This window comes from Actinobacillus capsulatus DSM 19761, from assembly GCF_000374285.1.
In the GTDB taxonomy this organism is placed as follows: domain Bacteria; phylum Pseudomonadota; class Gammaproteobacteria; order Enterobacterales; family Pasteurellaceae; genus Actinobacillus; species Actinobacillus capsulatus.
Genome location: NZ_KB893938.1, coordinates 68,077 through 84,711 on the forward strand (window position 1 = coordinate 68,077; position 16,635 = coordinate 84,711).

General features: G+C 39.1%; 19 protein-coding genes and 1 tRNA gene. 8 read left to right on the forward strand and 12 right to left on the reverse strand.

From position 1 onward, the window contains the following. Positions 1 to 181 precede the first annotated feature (181 nt). Positions 182 to 1,906, forward strand: coding sequence for an acetolactate synthase 3 large subunit (locus tag C228_RS0107030; RefSeq protein ID WP_018651963.1), 1,725 nt, complete (start codon positions 182 to 184; stop codon positions 1,904 to 1,906). Further along, complete coding sequence (ilvN, locus tag C228_RS0107035) at positions 1,899 to 2,390, forward strand: acetolactate synthase small subunit (protein WP_005622980.1); 492 nt, start codon at positions 1,899 to 1,901, stop codon at positions 2,388 to 2,390. Before C228_RS0107030 ends, ilvN begins: the two co-directional genes overlap by 8 nt. 278 nt (positions 2,391 to 2,668) lie before the next feature. Here ilvN and pmbA read toward each other — a convergent pair whose 3' ends face one another. After that, positions 2,669 to 4,018, reverse strand: coding sequence for a metalloprotease PmbA (gene pmbA / locus C228_RS0107040; RefSeq protein WP_018651964.1), 1,350 nt, complete (start codon positions 4,016 to 4,018; stop codon positions 2,669 to 2,671). A 106-nt stretch (positions 4,019 to 4,124) separates the two neighbouring features. Between pmbA and yjgA the strand changes: the two genes are divergently transcribed. From yjgA to C228_RS0107065, 5 genes are all read left to right on the forward strand, one after another. After that, positions 4,125 to 4,655, forward strand: a complete 531-nt coding sequence (gene yjgA / locus C228_RS0107045) for a ribosome biogenesis factor YjgA (protein ID WP_018651965.1) — start codon at positions 4,125 to 4,127, stop codon at positions 4,653 to 4,655. Positions 4,656 to 4,701: 46 nt separating this feature from the next. Then, positions 4,702 to 5,073 carry a SirB2 family protein gene (locus C228_RS0107050; RefSeq protein WP_018651966.1) on the forward strand — a complete coding sequence of 124 codons (372 nt, stop codon included), beginning with the start codon at positions 4,702 to 4,704 and terminating at the stop codon, positions 5,071 to 5,073. 61 nt (positions 5,074 to 5,134) lie between these two features. Beyond that, positions 5,135 to 5,707, forward strand: a complete 573-nt coding sequence (locus C228_RS13395; RefSeq protein ID WP_018651967.1) for a UbiX family flavin prenyltransferase — start codon at positions 5,135 to 5,137, stop codon at positions 5,705 to 5,707. 2 nt (positions 5,708 to 5,709) lie between these two features. Continuing rightward, on the forward strand, positions 5,710 to 6,423 hold the full coding sequence (locus C228_RS0107060) for a DUF554 domain-containing protein (RefSeq protein WP_018651968.1): 714 nt from the start codon (positions 5,710 to 5,712) through the stop codon (positions 6,421 to 6,423). A 49-nt stretch (positions 6,424 to 6,472) separates the two neighbouring features. Further along, positions 6,473 to 6,913: a PNPOx family protein gene (locus C228_RS0107065; protein ID WP_018651969.1), complete on the forward strand. Its 441-nt coding sequence runs from the start codon at positions 6,473 to 6,475 to the stop codon at positions 6,911 to 6,913. 80 nt (positions 6,914 to 6,993) lie between these two features. Here the strand turns inward: C228_RS0107065 and yciH are convergent, their stop codons facing one another. The 8 genes from yciH to degS form a co-directional block, all read right to left on the reverse strand. Then, the gene (gene yciH / locus C228_RS0107070; RefSeq protein ID WP_018651970.1) at positions 6,994 to 7,305 is read right to left on the reverse strand and encodes a stress response translation initiation inhibitor YciH; all 312 of its coding nucleotides are present in this window, start codon (positions 7,303 to 7,305) and stop codon (positions 6,994 to 6,996) included. 79 nt (positions 7,306 to 7,384) lie between these two features. Then, positions 7,385 to 8,077 carry an orotidine-5'-phosphate decarboxylase gene (pyrF, locus tag C228_RS0107075; RefSeq protein ID WP_014991420.1) on the reverse strand — a complete coding sequence of 231 codons (693 nt, stop codon included), beginning with the start codon at positions 8,075 to 8,077 and terminating at the stop codon, positions 7,385 to 7,387. A 49-nt stretch (positions 8,078 to 8,126) separates the two neighbouring features. Further along, entirely contained in the window at positions 8,127 to 9,311 is a 1,185-nt protein-coding gene (lapB, locus tag C228_RS0107080) for a lipopolysaccharide assembly protein LapB (RefSeq protein ID WP_018651971.1), read from the reverse strand. Then, a complete protein-coding gene (locus C228_RS0107085) occupies positions 9,311 to 9,601 on the reverse strand; it encodes a LapA family protein (protein ID WP_014991418.1) in 291 nt (96 codons plus the stop codon). The genes lapB and C228_RS0107085 overlap by 1 nt, the downstream gene beginning before the upstream one ends. A gap of 52 nt (positions 9,602 to 9,653) precedes the next feature. Continuing rightward, positions 9,654 to 9,935, reverse strand: a complete 282-nt coding sequence (locus C228_RS0107090) for an integration host factor subunit beta (RefSeq protein WP_005622991.1) — start codon at positions 9,933 to 9,935, stop codon at positions 9,654 to 9,656. A gap of 71 nt (positions 9,936 to 10,006) precedes the next feature. Beyond that, the gene (gene rpsA, locus C228_RS0107095) at positions 10,007 to 11,674 is read right to left on the reverse strand and encodes a 30S ribosomal protein S1 (protein ID WP_018651972.1); all 1,668 of its coding nucleotides are present in this window, start codon (positions 11,672 to 11,674) and stop codon (positions 10,007 to 10,009) included. 98 nt (positions 11,675 to 11,772) lie between these two features. Further along, positions 11,773 to 12,447, reverse strand: a complete 675-nt coding sequence (gene cmk, locus C228_RS0107100) for a (d)CMP kinase (RefSeq protein ID WP_018651973.1) — start codon at positions 12,445 to 12,447, stop codon at positions 11,773 to 11,775. Between the two features lie 30 nt (positions 12,448 to 12,477). Continuing rightward, positions 12,478 to 13,506 (reverse strand): outer membrane-stress sensor serine endopeptidase DegS, encoded by a 1,029-nt coding sequence (degS, locus tag C228_RS0107105; protein WP_018651974.1) that lies wholly within the window; start codon positions 13,504 to 13,506, stop codon positions 12,478 to 12,480. Positions 13,507 to 13,819: 313 nt separating this feature from the next. Here degS and C228_RS0107110 point away from each other — a divergent pair, with 313 nt between their 5' ends. Beyond that, complete coding sequence (locus tag C228_RS0107110) at positions 13,820 to 14,005, forward strand: hypothetical protein (protein ID WP_018651975.1); 186 nt, start codon at positions 13,820 to 13,822, stop codon at positions 14,003 to 14,005. 98 nt (positions 14,006 to 14,103) lie between these two features. Here C228_RS0107110 and C228_RS0107115 read toward each other — a convergent pair. The 3 genes from C228_RS0107115 to C228_RS0107125 all read right to left on the reverse strand — a co-directional run bounded on the left by C228_RS0107115 (position 14,104) and on the right by C228_RS0107125 (position 16,582). Further along, a tRNA-Leu gene (locus C228_RS0107115) sits at positions 14,104 to 14,189 on the reverse strand. 22 nt (positions 14,190 to 14,211) lie between these two features. Beyond that, positions 14,212 to 14,538, reverse strand: a complete 327-nt coding sequence (gene secG / locus C228_RS0107120) for a preprotein translocase subunit SecG (protein ID WP_018651976.1) — start codon at positions 14,536 to 14,538, stop codon at positions 14,212 to 14,214. Between the two features lie 127 nt (positions 14,539 to 14,665). Further along, positions 14,666 to 16,582 (reverse strand): DNA topoisomerase III, encoded by a 1,917-nt coding sequence (locus C228_RS0107125; protein ID WP_026313232.1) that lies wholly within the window; start codon positions 16,580 to 16,582, stop codon positions 14,666 to 14,668. Positions 16,583 to 16,635: the final 53 nt, after the last annotated feature.

The window sequence follows — 16,635 nt, forward strand, 5'->3', positions numbered from 1 at the left end:
AGAAAAAATCGCCTTTTTATTTTATAAAATCCTAAATATTTTAAATATATAGCATATTAAACCAATCAACCACCTTTTAGAACACTTTCTCACCTCTAGACAAACATTTTATTTTTTAGCAAAATCCATTTACATATAGAGCAAACACAATATTTCACTTAAAAAATCGTTGGAGGATTCAATGAAAAAACTTTCCGGAGCAGAAATGGTTGTTCAATCCTTGAAAGACGAAGGCGTAGAATACGTTTTCGGCTATCCGGGTGGCTCGGTATTAGATATTTATGATGCCATTCATACGCTTGATAATATCAATCACGTTCTCGTACGCCATGAGCAAGCTGCGGTACACATGGCTGATGGCTATGCCCGTTCAACCGGTAAAGTCGGTTGTGTGTTAGTAACATCCGGCCCCGGAGCAACCAATGCGATTACCGGCATTGCCACCGCTTACGCAGACTCTGTACCGCTTGTGATCTTAACCGGTCAGGTACCTTCCGGTTTAATCGGTAGTGATGCATTCCAAGAATGCGATATGCTAGGCATTTCACGCCCTGTGGTGAAACATAGCTTTATGATCAAGAATCCGGAAGATATTCCGTCGACCATCAAAAAAGCCTTTTATATTGCGTCAACCGGCCGCCCTGGCCCGGTATTAATTGATATTCCAAAAGATATGGTTAATCCGGCAAATAAATTTACCTATGAATATCCGAAAGAGGTTTCATTACGTTCATATAACCCGACCGTACAAGGTCATAAAGGGCAAATTAAAAAGGCATTAAAAGCCCTATTAGTGGCTAAAAAACCGGTGTTATATATCGGGGGTGGAGTTATTTCTGCAGAATGTGCAACACAACTGACCGATTTTGCAACGAAATTAAACTTGCCGGTTACCAGTTCATTAATGGGATTAGGCGCTTTCCCAGCTTCGAATAAACAATTCTTAGGAATGTTGGGTATGCACGGTACTTATGAAGCGAATAACGCAATGCACGAAAGTGATTTAATTCTCGGGATCGGTGTACGTTTTGATGACCGTACCACGAATAATCTGGCGAAATATTGCCCGAATGCAAAAGTCATTCACGTTGATATCGATCCGGCTTCTATTTCAAAAACCGTACCGGCTTATATTCCGATCGTAGGTAGTGCGAAAAATATATTAGAAGAATTCCTCAGCTTGTTGGAAGAAGAAAATCTTGCAAAAAATCAAGCGGATTTGACCGCTTGGTGGCAACAAATCAATGAATGGAAAGCACGCCAATGCCTCAGTTTTGAAGAAAGCAAAGATGTAATCAAGCCGCAGCAAGTGATCCGATTAATTCATCAAATCACCAAAGGTGATGCCTATGTTGCTTCGGATGTCGGTCAACACCAAATGTTCGCAGCTCTTCACTACCCGTTTGAGCAACCTCGCCGTTGGATTAATTCAGGCGGTGCCGGCACAATGGGATTCGGTTTACCAGCTGCAATCGGTGTAAAATTTGCCCATCCGGAAGCCACCGTGGTATGTGTCACCGGTGACGGTTCAATCCAAATGAATATCCAAGAACTCTCAACCGCAAAACAATATGGCACACCGGTTGTGATTGTGAGTTTAAATAACCGCTTCTTAGGTATGGTAAAACAGTGGCAAGACTTGATTTATTCAGGTCGACATTCACAAGTTTATATGAATTCATTACCTGATTTCGCAAAATTAGCTGAAGCTTACGGTCATATCGGTATTACGATTGATCACCCGAGTGAATTAGAAGAAAAACTCACTCAAGCCTTTGCAATTAAAGACAAATTAGTGTTTGTTGATGTAAAAGTAGATGAAACCGAACACGTTTACCCAATGCAAATTCGTGGCGGTGCAATGAATGAGATGATTTTAAGCAAAACGGAGCGAACAGATGCGTAGAACATTATCAGTATTACTCGAAAACGAATCAGGTGCATTATCCCGTGTGGTAGGTCTTTTTTCTCAACGTGGGTTTAATATCGAAAGTTTAACCGTTGCACCGACTGATGACGAAACACTTTCTCGTATGACGATTGTGGCTCAAGGAGATGAAAACGTGCTTGAGCAAATCGAAAAACAATTACATAAACTGATTGATGTGTTCAAAGTATCAAATTTAAGTCCTACCGAGCACATTGAACGTGAAGTGTTATTGTTGAAAGTGAGAGCGACAGGTTCAGCTCGTGACGAATTAAAGCGTATGGCAGATATTTTCCGGGGACAAATCGTGGATATTACGCCGAAGCTCTATACCATTCAATTATCTGGTACCAGTGAAAAACTGAATGCCTTTATTGAAGCGGTAAAACAAGAAACGACCGTAGTTGAGATTGTACGCTCAGGCGTTATTAGTCTTTCTCGTGGCGATAAGAACTGTTTATAACTTTTTACAAGGCGAACAAGAGTTCGCCTTTTCTTTTGCTTACAATACAAGCGGTCAAATTTAGCCAATGTTTTGCAAAATTTAACATAAAAAAATAGCTAGCCCTTACGGACTAGCCATTTTGACCTAACGAATTTACTTTTACCCTAATTGCTTTATAACTTCAGATGACGATAAAGTTATTTAGCAGTGTTACATTACCCTAAAATGTAACAGAGTCTATTTTAAGTAACAGCCTTGTTAATGTCAATAAGAATTATTCTCAAACGGTGTAAATTTTATTCACCGGAAATCTTCATCTTATCTAATAAAATTGAGCCCGTTTGAATATTTGAGCGATGCTCAATATCATCAGCAACTGCGACTAAGTTTTTATACATTTCTTGTAACTGACCGGCAATGGTAATTTCTGCCACTGGATAATGAATCTCGCCGTTTTCCACCCAAAAACCAGCAGCACCACGTGAATACTCGCCGGTTACCGCATTAATTGCTGAGCCCAAAAATTCAGTCACCAATAAACCGGTTCCCATCTCTTTTAGAAGTGTGTCCAAACCGCCTATTCGGTTTGGTTTGACTAACCAGTTATGAATACCGCCTGCATGTCCGGTCGTTTTTAAGCCCATCTTACGTGCCGAATAGCTGGTCATCAGATAAGTTTGCAATACGCCATCAGTAATAATTTCTCTATCTTGCGTAATAACCCCTTCACTGTCAAAAGCGGATGAAGCTAACTGACGTAATAAATGAGGACGTTCAGAGATTGCAAACCAACTTGGTAAAATTTGTGTACCTAACTTATCTAATAAGAAACTTGATTTACGATATAAAGCGCCACCACTAATTGCACCGGCTAAGTGCCCGATTAAACCGGTTGCTACATCATTGTAGAAAATCACGGGTACTTCACAAGTTTTGATCTTTTGCGGATTCAAACGATCAACCGCTTTAAACGCCGCCTGACGACCGACCCATTCCGGTGATTGCAATTTGTCAAATTCGCGTGAAATCGTGTATTCATAATCACGTTCCAATTGATCTTCATAGGCAGAAATCACACTACAAGAAAGCGAATAGCGACTTGAAAGATAGCTTTGCAACATACCGTGCGTGTTACCATACACGCGTACACCACTATGTGAATTAAAGGTTGCTCCTTCACTATTCACAATTTTCTCATCTGCATTTAAAGCATGGTGTTCCGCTTCTAAGGCCAATTCAACCGCTTGTTCTACCGAAATATCCGCTTGGTGATAAAGTTCTAAATCTGGCGCATCAAATGCCATCATCTCTTCATCAGCTAAACCGGCGCACTCATCTTCCGAAGTATATTTTGCGATCGCTAATGCAGATTCGACCGCGCGTTGAATCGATTGCGATTGTAAATCCGAAGTTGACGCATTGCCCTTACGCTTTCCGACATATACCGAAATGCCGAGCGAACCGTCATTATTAAATTCGATATTCTCTGTTTGTTCTAAACGGGTTGAAACCGAAAGTCCGGCAACTTTTGTTACCCCGACTTCCGCTTCTGCTCCTGATTTTTTTGCAAAATTAAGGGCAAATTCAACCGCTTGACGAAGTTCTTGCTCTTGTTTTTGGAGATCTTGTTTTGTTGTTAATGACATGATTTGTTAACTTAAAATTGATAATTAAAAATGGCTAAGGACGATGCGTATATTCTACCTTAAATTTCTGTTAGAATACGGTATTTTTACGATTGAAGGAATAACAATGGCTAAAAAACGTAGCAAAAATACAATTGATTGGACGGATGAGGAAGAAGAAATCATCTGGGTGAGTAAAAGCGAAATTAAACGAGATTCAGAACATCTAAAAAAACTCGGGGCGGAATTAATTGAATTAACCCCGCAAAACCTCGAAAAAATTCCACTTGACGAAGATTTGAAAGACGCTATTCGTCAAGCGCAGAGCTTCAAACTGGAAGCTCGCCGCCGCCAAATTCAGTTTATCGGTAAATTATTGCGTAATCGTGATCCGGAGCCGATCCAAGAAGCGTTGGATAAAGTAAAAAATCGCCATAACCAACAGCAAGCGTTACTACACAAGCTGGAATTAGTGCGTGATCAACTAGTCAATATGGGCGATGCGTCTTTAAATCATTTACTGAACGAGTATCCGCAATTAGATCGCCAGCATTTACGCAACTTGATTCGTAGTGCGCAAAAAGAACGTGAGGCGAATAAACCGGCTAAAAACTATCGTGAGATTTTCCAATATTTAAAAACTGAAATTGCAGAATAATTTGCAATTTTGACTGCTTATTTTTTTATTTAATCTGGGAGTGATTATGGGATTTTTTCCTCAATTAGTATTAGCCCATGTAGGCTTTGCCTATATCAGTTTGCTCTTGTTACTGACACGTGGCGTACTGGCGTCAAAAATGGTGGAGTGGCGCCAATATAAAATTTTACGTATTGCACCACACCTTATTGATACGCTATTACTTGTTTCGGGTATCATCCTGTTAGTGATTTTACTTTCGAACGGTATTTATGCTTTAAATGAAATGCAATGGCTTATCCCTAAAATTGCGTTTTTAGTGCTTTATATCGTGTTCAGTGCGAAGGCATTTAAAAAATCACAACCGTTCTCGCTTAAGAACTTTATCTTAGCCGTGGTAAGCTTTATGTTAACCATGTTGGTAGCGACCTTACGCTAATCTTATAAGCGGTCAAAATTTGCAACTTTTTTGCAAAATTCGACCGCTTTTTTAGTTACTTATGAAACAACGAATTATTATTGGTATTAGTGGTGCAAGCGGCTTTCAATACGGCTATAAAGCACTTGAATTACTTAAATCGCTTGATGTGGAAACCCATTTAGTACTCACTAAAGGGGCAGAAATGACTCGTTCATTAGAAACGAATATTGAGCGGGAACAGCTGCTAGATTTAGCTTCACAAGTACACTCTATTCACAATGTCGGCGCAAGTATTGCCAGCGGTTCTTTTAAAACCCTCGGTATGTTGGTCGCCCCCTGCTCAATTCGTACACTTTCAGCGATTGCGCTCGGCTTTAGCGATAATCTTTTAACTCGAGCGGCAGATGTCGTATTAAAAGAACGCCGTAAATTGGTGCTAATGGTACGAGAAACCCCATTTAACTTAGCTCATATTGATAATATGCGCCGAGTCACAGAAATGGGCGGCATCATTTTCCCGCCGGTACCCGCTTTCTATCAAAATCCAACTACAATAGATGAGCTGGTAACACACAGTGTTTCTAAAGCATTAGATCTATTTGATTTCAATTTACCAATGCCTCGCTGGGGCGAAACCAACAATAAGGAGTAAGAATGCTCGTAGGCCCTTATGTCAATGGTGCCGCCGTATTAATCGGTGGACTTATCGGTGCATTTTTAGGTGCAAAATTACCAGAGCGAGTGAAAAGTAACTTACCTCCGCTATTTGGGCTTTGCTCAATGGGCTTGGGAATTATGTTGATTATCGGCGCAAAAAATATGTCTGCCGTGATATTGGCATTAATTGTTGGAACAATTATCGGTGAGTTAATTTGTTTAGAAAAAGGTATCGGTAGCTTAGCCGGCAAAATGCGAGGTATGGTGGATAAAATTTTCCCTCCATCCGGTGTTTCACACCAAGAATTCTTAAATCAATTTGTGGCGATTTTAATTTTGTTCTGTGCCAGCGGTATGGGCGTATTCGGCTCAATGAAAGAAGGCATGACCGGCGACCCATCCGTATTGTTTATTAAAGCGATCTTAGATTTCTTCACTGCCGGCATTTTTGCCGCTACTTTGGGTTATGCGGTTTCAAGCATTGCCGTGCCATTGATTCTCGTGCAAGTTAGCTTAGCATTATTAGCCAGCTTGATTATGCCACTCACTACACCAAATATGCTCGCCGACTTCTCAACTGCCGGCGGCTTTATTATGCTCGCAACCGGCTTACGTATCTGCGGTATCAAACATTTTGCCGTTGCCAATATGCTGCCGGCACTGATTTTAGTGATGCCTTTCTCTTATTTTTGGCAAATGTTTGTAGCTTAATAATAGACGCAATATCCTACTATTCTAGCAGGATATTCTAAAAGAATATATGATACAGAAACTTCCCTCCCATATCAGCCACTTTATCTACCAAAATCATGTTGTGAGTTTTGCTGTCTATGGTGAAAATGACTTTTGGGCGGCAAACTGTTTTTATGCTTTCGATAGCGAACAAGTTCGCTTAATCATTCTTACCAATAAAAACACTCGCCACGGTCTGTTGATGCAAGAAAACTCACATATTGTAGGCACAATTGCCGCTCAAGTTGAAACACTTACCGGCATTGAAGGTGTTCAGTTCTCAGCGCATTGCACCTGTTTAATTGATTCAACAGCTCGCCAAGAGGCTTTAGATTGCTATTATACTCGCCATCCAATCGCCCACTTAAAACCGAGTGATGTATGGGAAATTCGCTTTGAGATGATCAAACACACTGGGAATAAATTGGTTTTCGCAAAAAAAACCATTTGGGAAAGAGAAAAAGTCTAGTTTTCTAAGAAAACAAGCGGTTGAATTTGGCTAAAATTTTACAAAAAATGAGTAAAATTCAACCGCTTTTATAACAATGATTAACCACCGGCAAATTTTACTTTGAAGCCTTTTTGTTCCAAAATTTGTTTCAGTAAATCTCGATTATCGCCTTGAATCTCAATCAATCCATCTTTTACTGAGCCACCAACACCACTGCGTTTTTTCAGTTCTGCCGCTAATAATTTGAGTTCAACATCATCCAAATCTAATCCGCTGATCACACACACGCCCTTACCTTTTCTGCCGCTAGTTTGACGCTGAATACGCACAATACCATCACCTTTCGGACGCTCCGCTTTTACTTTCTCAGGTATAATACGTCCGATTTCTGTTGAATATACTAATGTCATTCGTAAAAAATCCTAAAAATTTGACCACTTAAAATAAAAAAGGTGGACGTACAGCCCACCTTACACAATCAATTATCAATTAACGAATAGAAGCATTAATTGATTTTAACACTGCTAATGGGTCTTGAGCTTGGGTAATCGGTCGACCAATCACTAAATAATCCGAGCCGGTATCAATTGCCTGTTTTGGTGTCATTACTCGACGCTGATCTCCAAAATCCGAACCTTCCGGACGAATACCCGGTGTCACTAGTTTGAAGTCTTTGCCACAATGCGTACGCAGCACTTCTACTTCTTGCGGAGAACAAACCACACCGTCTAAACCGGCACGTTGTGCAAGATGCGCTAAGCGAATAACTTGTTCCATCGGTGACGCATTAATCCCGATTTGTAACAAATCTAAATCCTCCATACTGGTTAATACCGTTACCGCAATTAATAACGGTGCATCTTTACCGTATGGCTCTAAAATTTTTTTCGCTTCTTCCATCATGGTTAAACCGCCAGAAGCGTGTAAGTCGACCATCCACACGCCTAAATCAGCCGCAGAACGCACCGCACGCGCCACAGTATTTGGAATGTCGTGATATTTTAAATCGAGGAAAACATCAAATTTACGCTCATGTAATTGTTTAACAAAATTTGTCCCTAAAGTAGTAAACATCTCTTTACCCACTTTTAAACGGCAAAGAGATGGATCGACCTGATCCACAAAGCTTAATGCTTCATGCTCTGTTTCATAGTCTAAGGCAACAATAATTTTATTATCCATATTGGACTCCTCAATTTTCAGTTTATAAATATACTTGCGTGTTTATGTATCAATAAATACTGTGAATCGGTTTAATTTGTTCCCATTGGCGACAAGAAGGACAATACCAACTAAGGCGATAACTTTGGTAGCCACAGTTCAAACAACGGTACTGGAAACCCTTTTTAATGCGCTCACCGACCATGTTGTGTAAAAGCACTAAACTATCCTTCGCTCTTCCGTCTTCCGCTTCATTAATTTGATAATGAATAAATCGATGAAAGGTTAACATATTAGGATATTGGCTCAATTGTTGATAAAGCTTTGAGTACGCTGCCGTTATCCCATCTTTCTGCTCAATAAACTCGGTTAATGCGATATCTACACTGCTATTATGTTTAATTTGATTCGCTCGGATAAGAAACAGCTCATAATTAACCAAGTCATCAAGTGCAATATAACAAGCCTTAATTTTCTGTAAAACTTCACTAATATAATTTGGATCTTGTAAAAGAAGGTGTTCAAAATGCATCAAGGCACGTTTGAACTGATATTGCTCTAAGTAATAATCGCCTAACAAAATAGAGGCTCTCGCACAAAGCGGATAATACTCCAACGCTTTATTTAAAGCATTTAAATGCTCTTCAACATTTTCCATTTTTATCGTTTGAGCATATTCACAATAATAGTGCGCTAATGGCACTTTATCTGTATCCGGCTCAATTTTTAACAATTTTTCGGAAACATTGATCGCTTTCTTCCATTCTTTAGTTTTCTGATAAATCACCATTAATTGTGTTAACGAATTAACAGCAAACTCAGGTTCATCAAGTAATAAAATATAGTAATTTTCAGCACGATCATAAAAACCGGCAGCCATAAAGTCTTTAGCTAGCTGCTGCTTAGCAAGTAATTTCTGTTCTATAGAATAATGTGGACTCGCATCAAGAGCTTGATGAATACGTAAAGCACGATCAACCTCACCACGGGAACGAAATAAATTCCCGAGTGTAAGTTCAGCTTCAAATTGAGATTCGGTAGTAATCTGATTTTCAGATTCTTGTTTTTGGAGCATCGACAGAAAAAGATCAACCGCCTTTTCCTGCTGATTAGATAAAAGAAAATTCAGCCCCGTAACATAATCACGGGAAAATTTATTATTGATAGATTCTTGATCCTTTTTTGCACTTCTTTGTCCCATATACCACCCATAAAGAGCGGCAATCGGCAGTAAAAGGAACAGTAGTTCAAGCATTACTCAGCCTTTGGCGTAGTGGTCGTTAATTCTGTAATTTGCTGCGCCTGTCTTTTCACTCGCCGATTGAGTGCAATATTTTGTAATTTAAGACGCAAATAGAATACACCCGTAATTAACCAACCTAAAATTAAGCCAAAACCAAATAAAATAGCAACGAGGCTAGATAAACGTAATTCGCTCTGCGCAAGAACATAATTGAAAGTGATCAATTGATCGTTATTTGCACCAATGGTTACCGCAACCATAATTACGGCTAAGGTAATTAAAATACCTAAAATATATTTCATCGTCTCTTTCCTCTATTTAGATAGGTAAACCAAATAGTTACACCATAACTATTTATGCTAAATCAACACGCTCTTTCAAATCTTTTCCCGCTTTAAAATGAGGAACATATTTCGCATCTAATTTAACACTTTCACCTGTTTTAGGGTTACGACCTAGGCGAGGCTGGCGATAATGTAAAGAAAAACTACCAAATCCTCTTACTTCAACTCGTTCACCCTGTTCTAAAGACAACATAATTTGCTCTAAAAGCTCTTTTACGCCATCTTCTACAGATTTTACTTGTAATGTCGGATTAAGTGATACTAAATTGTCAATAAGTTCTGATTTCGTCATAGTTTCTCCTGATTATTTAAATCAAAGCGGATATGCTTTCACATACCCGCTTTCAATTAGAAAGACGCTAATTATTCGCCTTTAGCTGCTTGGAAAGCAGCTGCCATTGCGTTTGGCATCTCAACTTCTTGTTGTTTGTTCACTTGAGCGATTGCTGCTGATTCTTCAGCTTCATCTTTCGCACGAACAGATAAATTAACAACACGAGATTTACGATCAACACCAGTGTATTTCGCTTCAATTGAATCACCAACAGAAATTACTGTTGTGATATCTTCAATACGATCACGAGCTGCTTCGTTAGCACGAATGAACGCTTCCACGCCACCTTCTAACTCGACTTTAACACCTTTAGCATCAACTTCTACAACTTTACCAGTCACGATAGCACCTTTTTTAGTGCTGTCTACGAAGTTTGTGAACGGATCTGATTCTAATTGTTTGATACCTAGAGAAATACGCTCTTTCACTGCATCAACTTGTAATACAACTGCTTCTACTTCGTCGCCTTTTTTGTAGTTACGAACAGCTTCTTCACCTGAAACATTCCAAGAAATGTCAGATAAGTGAACTAAACCATCGATACCACCTTCAAGACCGATGAAGATACCGAAATCAGTGATAGATTTGATTTTACCTGTCACTTTATCGTTTTTGTTGTGAGTTGCTGCGAAGTGTTCCCAGGGGTTTTCCTTACATTGTTTTAAACCTAATGAGATACGACGACGTTCTTCATCAATTTCAAGTACCATTACTTCAACTACATCACCTACGCTAACAACTTTAGATGGATGGATGTTTTTGTTTGTCCAATCCATTTCTGAAACATGAACTAAACCTTCAACGCCATCTAAAATTTCAACGAAACAACCGTAGTCTGTTAAGTTAGTTACTTTACCAGTTAATTTGCTGTTTACTGGGTGGTTTTGAGCGATTGCAGCCCATGGATCTTGACCTAATTGTTTTAAGCCCAATGATACACGAGTACGGTCTTTGTCAAATTTTAATACTTTGACAGTTACTTCATCGCCTACATTAACAACTTCGCTTGGGTGTTTAACACGTTTCCAAGCCATATCAGTGATGTGTAATAAGCCGTCAACACCACCTAAATCAACGAATGCACCGTAGTCAGTTAAGTTTTTAACTGTACCTTTAACTACAGAACCTTCAACTAAGTTCGCTAATACTTCATCACGATCTTGATTACTTTCTGATTCAATTACAGCACGACGAGAAACAACTACGTTGTTACGTTTTTGGTCAAGTTTGATTACTTTGAATTCTAATTCTTTACCTTCTAAGTTTAAAGAATCACGAACTGGACGAGTATCAACTAACGAACCTGGTAAGAATGCACGAACACCGTTTAATTCAACAGTAAAACCGCCTTTTACTTTACCGTTAACAAAACCGATAACTGTAGCTTGTTCCTCAAATGCTTTCTCTAAAGCAATCCAAGCCTCGTTACGTTTTGCATCACCACGAGAAACTACTGTTTCACCGAAGCCATCTTCAACTGCTTTAAGAACCACGTCTACTTGGTCGCCAATTTGAACTTCAAGTTCGCCTTGAGCATTTGTGAATTCTTCAGCTGGAATTGATGATTCAGATTTGAAACCTGTATCAACGATTACATAGCCTTTTTGGATAGCTACAACAGTACCTTTAACGACAGAACCTAAACGAGCTTCTGTTGCTAGGAATTCTTCAAGTAGTTGAGCAAAATTTTCTGACATAATTTTCTTCTTAAATAAAAATGAACATCCATCTAACATCCTGTTAAATGGGGTTAGTAATAATCACCAAACACATCCTATGTTTAGCAAAATAAACATTAAATTGTTCTGAATTTCGCAATATACTCTATTGCCTGAGCAATTACCTCTTCAATCGACAGATTTGTCGAATCCAACAATAACGCATCTTTAGCCGGAACTAAAGGCGCAACCGAGCGATTTCTATCGCGAAAGTCTCGCTCTTTAATCTCGACTAAAATCTTGTCAAAGTTAGCATTAAATCCCTTTTCTTGCAACTGTTTTACACGTCTTTTTGTGCGTTCTTCAGCACTTGCATCAAGAAATAACTTTACTTGGGCTTCAGGGAATACTACTGTCCCCATATCTCGCCCATCCGCAATTAAACCGTTCGGAGAACTGAAATCACGCTGACGTTGTAATAAAGCATCTCGTACTTTGGGGAAAACCGCTACTTTTGAAGCATTTTGTCCAGCTTCAGCAGTACGAATTTGATCACCTACATTCTCACCGTCTAATATAACTTTGATCTCGCCATTTTCAGGAATAAACTTTACATTGAGGTGACGACTTACTTCAGCTAGACGTTCTTCATCATCTAATGCAATACCCGCTTTTAATGCTGCTAATGCGGTAATTCGATAAATTGCGCCTGAATCTAAAAAATCAAGCCCTAATTTGTCTGCTAATGCATGACATAATGTACCTTTGCCAGCACCACTAGGACCATCAACAGTAATAATAAAATTGCTCATTCTTTGTTCCTACCTAAAGTGACAAAAACATTATAATTCTGGGAATTCACCGATAATTACATTTACTTCCATAACCTGTCCGTTACGTAAAATTTGTACTTTAACTTGCGTACCCGGTTTCATATTTGCAAGTAAATCCATCATTTGGGTTGGCGACTCTGCATCCATATCTCCCACTTTCAAGATACGATCATTCTCTTCAATCCCCGCTTGCGCCGCGGGGCCATTTTCCGCAACGCCGGTAATTAACACCCCTTTAGTCTTTTCCTGACTAGCAGCAGAATAAAGCGAACTATTTACACCAAAGTAACCTCGAATAACCCGACCATCTTTGATAATTTTATCCATAATTTGCTTTGCCAAATTGATTGGGATAGCAAAATTTAATCCTTCCGCTAATTCATCACTGGTTTTTCCCAGACTTAAGGTATTGATTCCAACTAATTCACCGGCTGAATTTATCAATGCACCACCTGAATTACCTCGATTTACCGAAGCATCCGTTTGAATAAAGTTCTGACGCCCACTGTCAGTTAAAGCATTACGTCCTGTCGCACTGATAATGCCCTGTGTAATACTCTGACCTAAGTTAAATGGATTACCTATTGCAAACACTATATCACCAATACGAATCGGACGTTCGTCATTCTGAGGAATTGTCGGCAAATTCTCCGCTTTAATTTTCAGCACAGCCAAATCGGTGAGCGTATCGTCTCCGACCAAGACTGCATCGTAAATTTTACCTGTTTGTAATGCGACAATGATTTGCGCCGCATTTTGAATAACATGCTTGTTTGTCAAAATATAACCATCAGCGGTCATAATTACACCTGAACCTAAATTTTTCACCTCGAAATTTTCGCCATTTTGGCTTGGGGAACGATTGTATACGTTAACTACAGCTGGAGAGGCTAACTTCACCGCATCATGATAACTGGCAATAGCAATATTTGATTGCCCTATAGCGTGAATCTTATTATTGACTAAAGGAGCAATATAGAGAATTAAAAACGCACAAAAAAGTCCGAAACCCACTGCCTGCATTGCTTTTTTCTTCATTCTCAGTCCTTTAATTATCCTAACATAATGAACTTGATATTATATAAGAATTTTCTTGTTTAGAACAAGTCATTCCTTACCTTTATCGTACATTCTCTCTCAGAGAGAGAAGATAAATCTGATTATATTTGCTACTTTTGTGTACTTTTAATTGTGCATTCTCAAAAAATCGTTATAATGGTGCGCCCTTTCAAGGGCGTCTGATCAGTTATTAAACGATCATAATTTAATGCTGAATCTTTTGTGGAGTAACTCTATACTCCTTAGGTCTTATTTAACTATTTATAAAAATAACAAATGTATCGGAGCTGTAATGCGAACATTTATAACGGCTTTATTAACGATAAGCTGTGCGGCAATTAGCTATGTGGCGGAAGGATGGAATGCCATCATTTTCGGCTGGGCTGCATTTACTTTAGGTTTATTATGTATTTTATTTGCTCTTACTGGCAAAGGTGAGAAATTAGTTGAGAAAGTAGAAGATAATCAATCGATTTAAAAAATTACAATATACCTATAAACCAAAATAGCCTGTAATAAACAGGCTATTCTTTTAGGATATAAAGAGACCTAATCTTTCGATTAGGCTCTTATATTTGGTGCTCTGGGCGAGACTCGAACTCGCACATCCTATGGACACTACCCCCTCAAGATAGCGTGTCTACCAATTCCACCACCAGAGCTTTTCATTCTATTCCAAAATTATTAAGGAATATCGTTATTTTGGGTTTCTACTTTTGCAGGCTGCTCTATTTTTTGATGAACACCACTTAAATCTTCAAATTGACTTTTTGGCACCACTTGATGTGAATTTAAATTACCGATAAGTAAGCTAATGCTAAAAAAGATAATTGCTAAAATCGCTGTTGTTCTTGATAAGAAATTTGCTGAACCTGCTGAACCAAAAACTGTTCCAGCAGCACCTGACCCAAAAGAAGCGCCTGCATCAGCACCTTTACCTTGTTGCATTAAAATAAATCCAATTAATGCAATTGCAACAACGAGATAAATAATTGTTAGTACGTTTAACATTTAAACTCTCTATTTTTCCGCGATAAATTTAAGATTTTAAGATTAAAATCAACTTGCGATGGTGTACATAATATAGATCTAGCAAACTTCTTGCAAGCGATTTTTTTATTTCAATTATACATTTGCCTTATTTTTCAGCAGCTTGTGAATTTTTCTTAAAATTTGACCGCTTGCGATAAGATACAGGTGGTTGAATTCGACTCAAATTTTGCAATTTCTGTTTTTCCGTGTGCAACAGCTCCGGCAGCTTGCTCGTTAACTCAACCATAAATTGCTGATAACTCGCTTGCTTTTTACTAATGTCCGTCAATTGCATTTCCCAATGTGCGGTCATATCCGGCTGAGTTGCTTCATCCGGCAACGCACTAATTAAAATTCTCCCAGCTTCTGTACTATGAATATTACGTCCTTTTTTAACTAAAAACCCCCGTTTGAACAGCAATTCGATGATACCGGCACGTGTGGCTTCTGTCCCTAAACCATCTGTTTCACGCAATACTCTTTTAAGCTGTTTGTCTTGTACAAAACGCGCAATACCGGTCATGGCTGATAATAAACTTGCATCGGTAAAATAGCGAGGCGGCTGAGTTTTTTTACTGACAATCTCGCCTTTTTCACAGTGTAATTGCTGCCCTTTTTTTACAACTGGCAACAACGGCTCTAATACTTCGTCACTGTCTTCTTTGCCTAGTAATGCTTTCCAACCAGCAATAATTAAATTTCGAGCTTGCGCACTAAAGGTTCCACCAGCGATCTCCAACATAATTTTACCTTTGCGATATTCTGCATCTGGACAAAATTGCATTAAGTATTGACGGGCAATCAATTGATAAATACGCTTTTCGTTTTCTGTTAGTTGTACCGAGCCTTGACGAGCTGTCGGGATAATTGCGTGGTGCGCTTCAACCTTTTTATCATTCCAACAGCGATTACGAATTTCAGGATCAACTACCTCTGGTTTTTCTTTATACTCATTCAGATGATGTGCAATTGCCGCCATCACTTTAAAACGCTCGGCATAATGTTCATTCGGTAGATAACGGTTATCCGAACGGGGATAAGTAATCAACTTATGCGTTTCGTATAGTTTCTGACAAATATCCAACACCGCCTGTGCCGACAGCCCATAACGACGTGCCGCATCAATTTGTAACACCGATAATGAATAAGGTAATGGAGCGGTTTCAGTTTCAATTTTATCTTGATAGTCCATTACCAATGCGGCTTGGTCGGTAATGCGTTTAACCACATTTTCCGCCAAACTTTTGGATAACACACGACCATCTTCATCTTGGTAATCTTCACAAGCCTTACTTGGTTGCCATTGTGCGGTAAAACGTTCTTGGGTTTCCGGTACAATAATATGGGCTAATACTTCAAAATAGTCTTTCGGTACGAAATGTTCAATTTCCAGATCTCGGCGCACAATCAAACCTAACACTGGAGTTTGCACACGTCCGACCGATAATACACCCTGATAACCTGCCCAACGGCCTTGTAAGGTATAAGCACGTGTCATATTAATGCCATATAACCAATCAGCTCTTGCACGTGCCAAGGCAGAAGTTGCAAGCGGTATAAAATCACGATTATTTTGCAATTTATCAATCGCTTTTTTTACTGCACTCGGGTTGAGATCGCTAACCAAACAACGTTGAATCTGATTACGTTTTTCTGGCGCAATATTCAAGTAGCTAAACACTTCATCAACGAGTAGCTGCCCTTCTCTATCCGGATCGCCAGCATTTACCAATACATCTGCTTTTTTTACCAATTTTTCGACCACTTGTAGCTGCTTCAATGTTTCTTTTTTCGGCACTAATTTCCATTGTTGCGGAATAATCGGTAAATGTTCCATACGCCACATTTTAAAACGCTCATCATAAGCATCCGGTTCTGCTTGTTCTAATAAATGACCGATACACCAAGTTACCACATCGTTTTCGCCACATTGAATATAACCGTCTCCACGGGTATGTGGCTTAGGCAACACATCTGCGATTGCCCTTGCTAAACTTGGTTTTTCCGCTAAAAATACTCTCAAAGTTCTTTTCTCTAACATCATTCTGCTTTTATTAGGCAAAATTGTCTGATTTT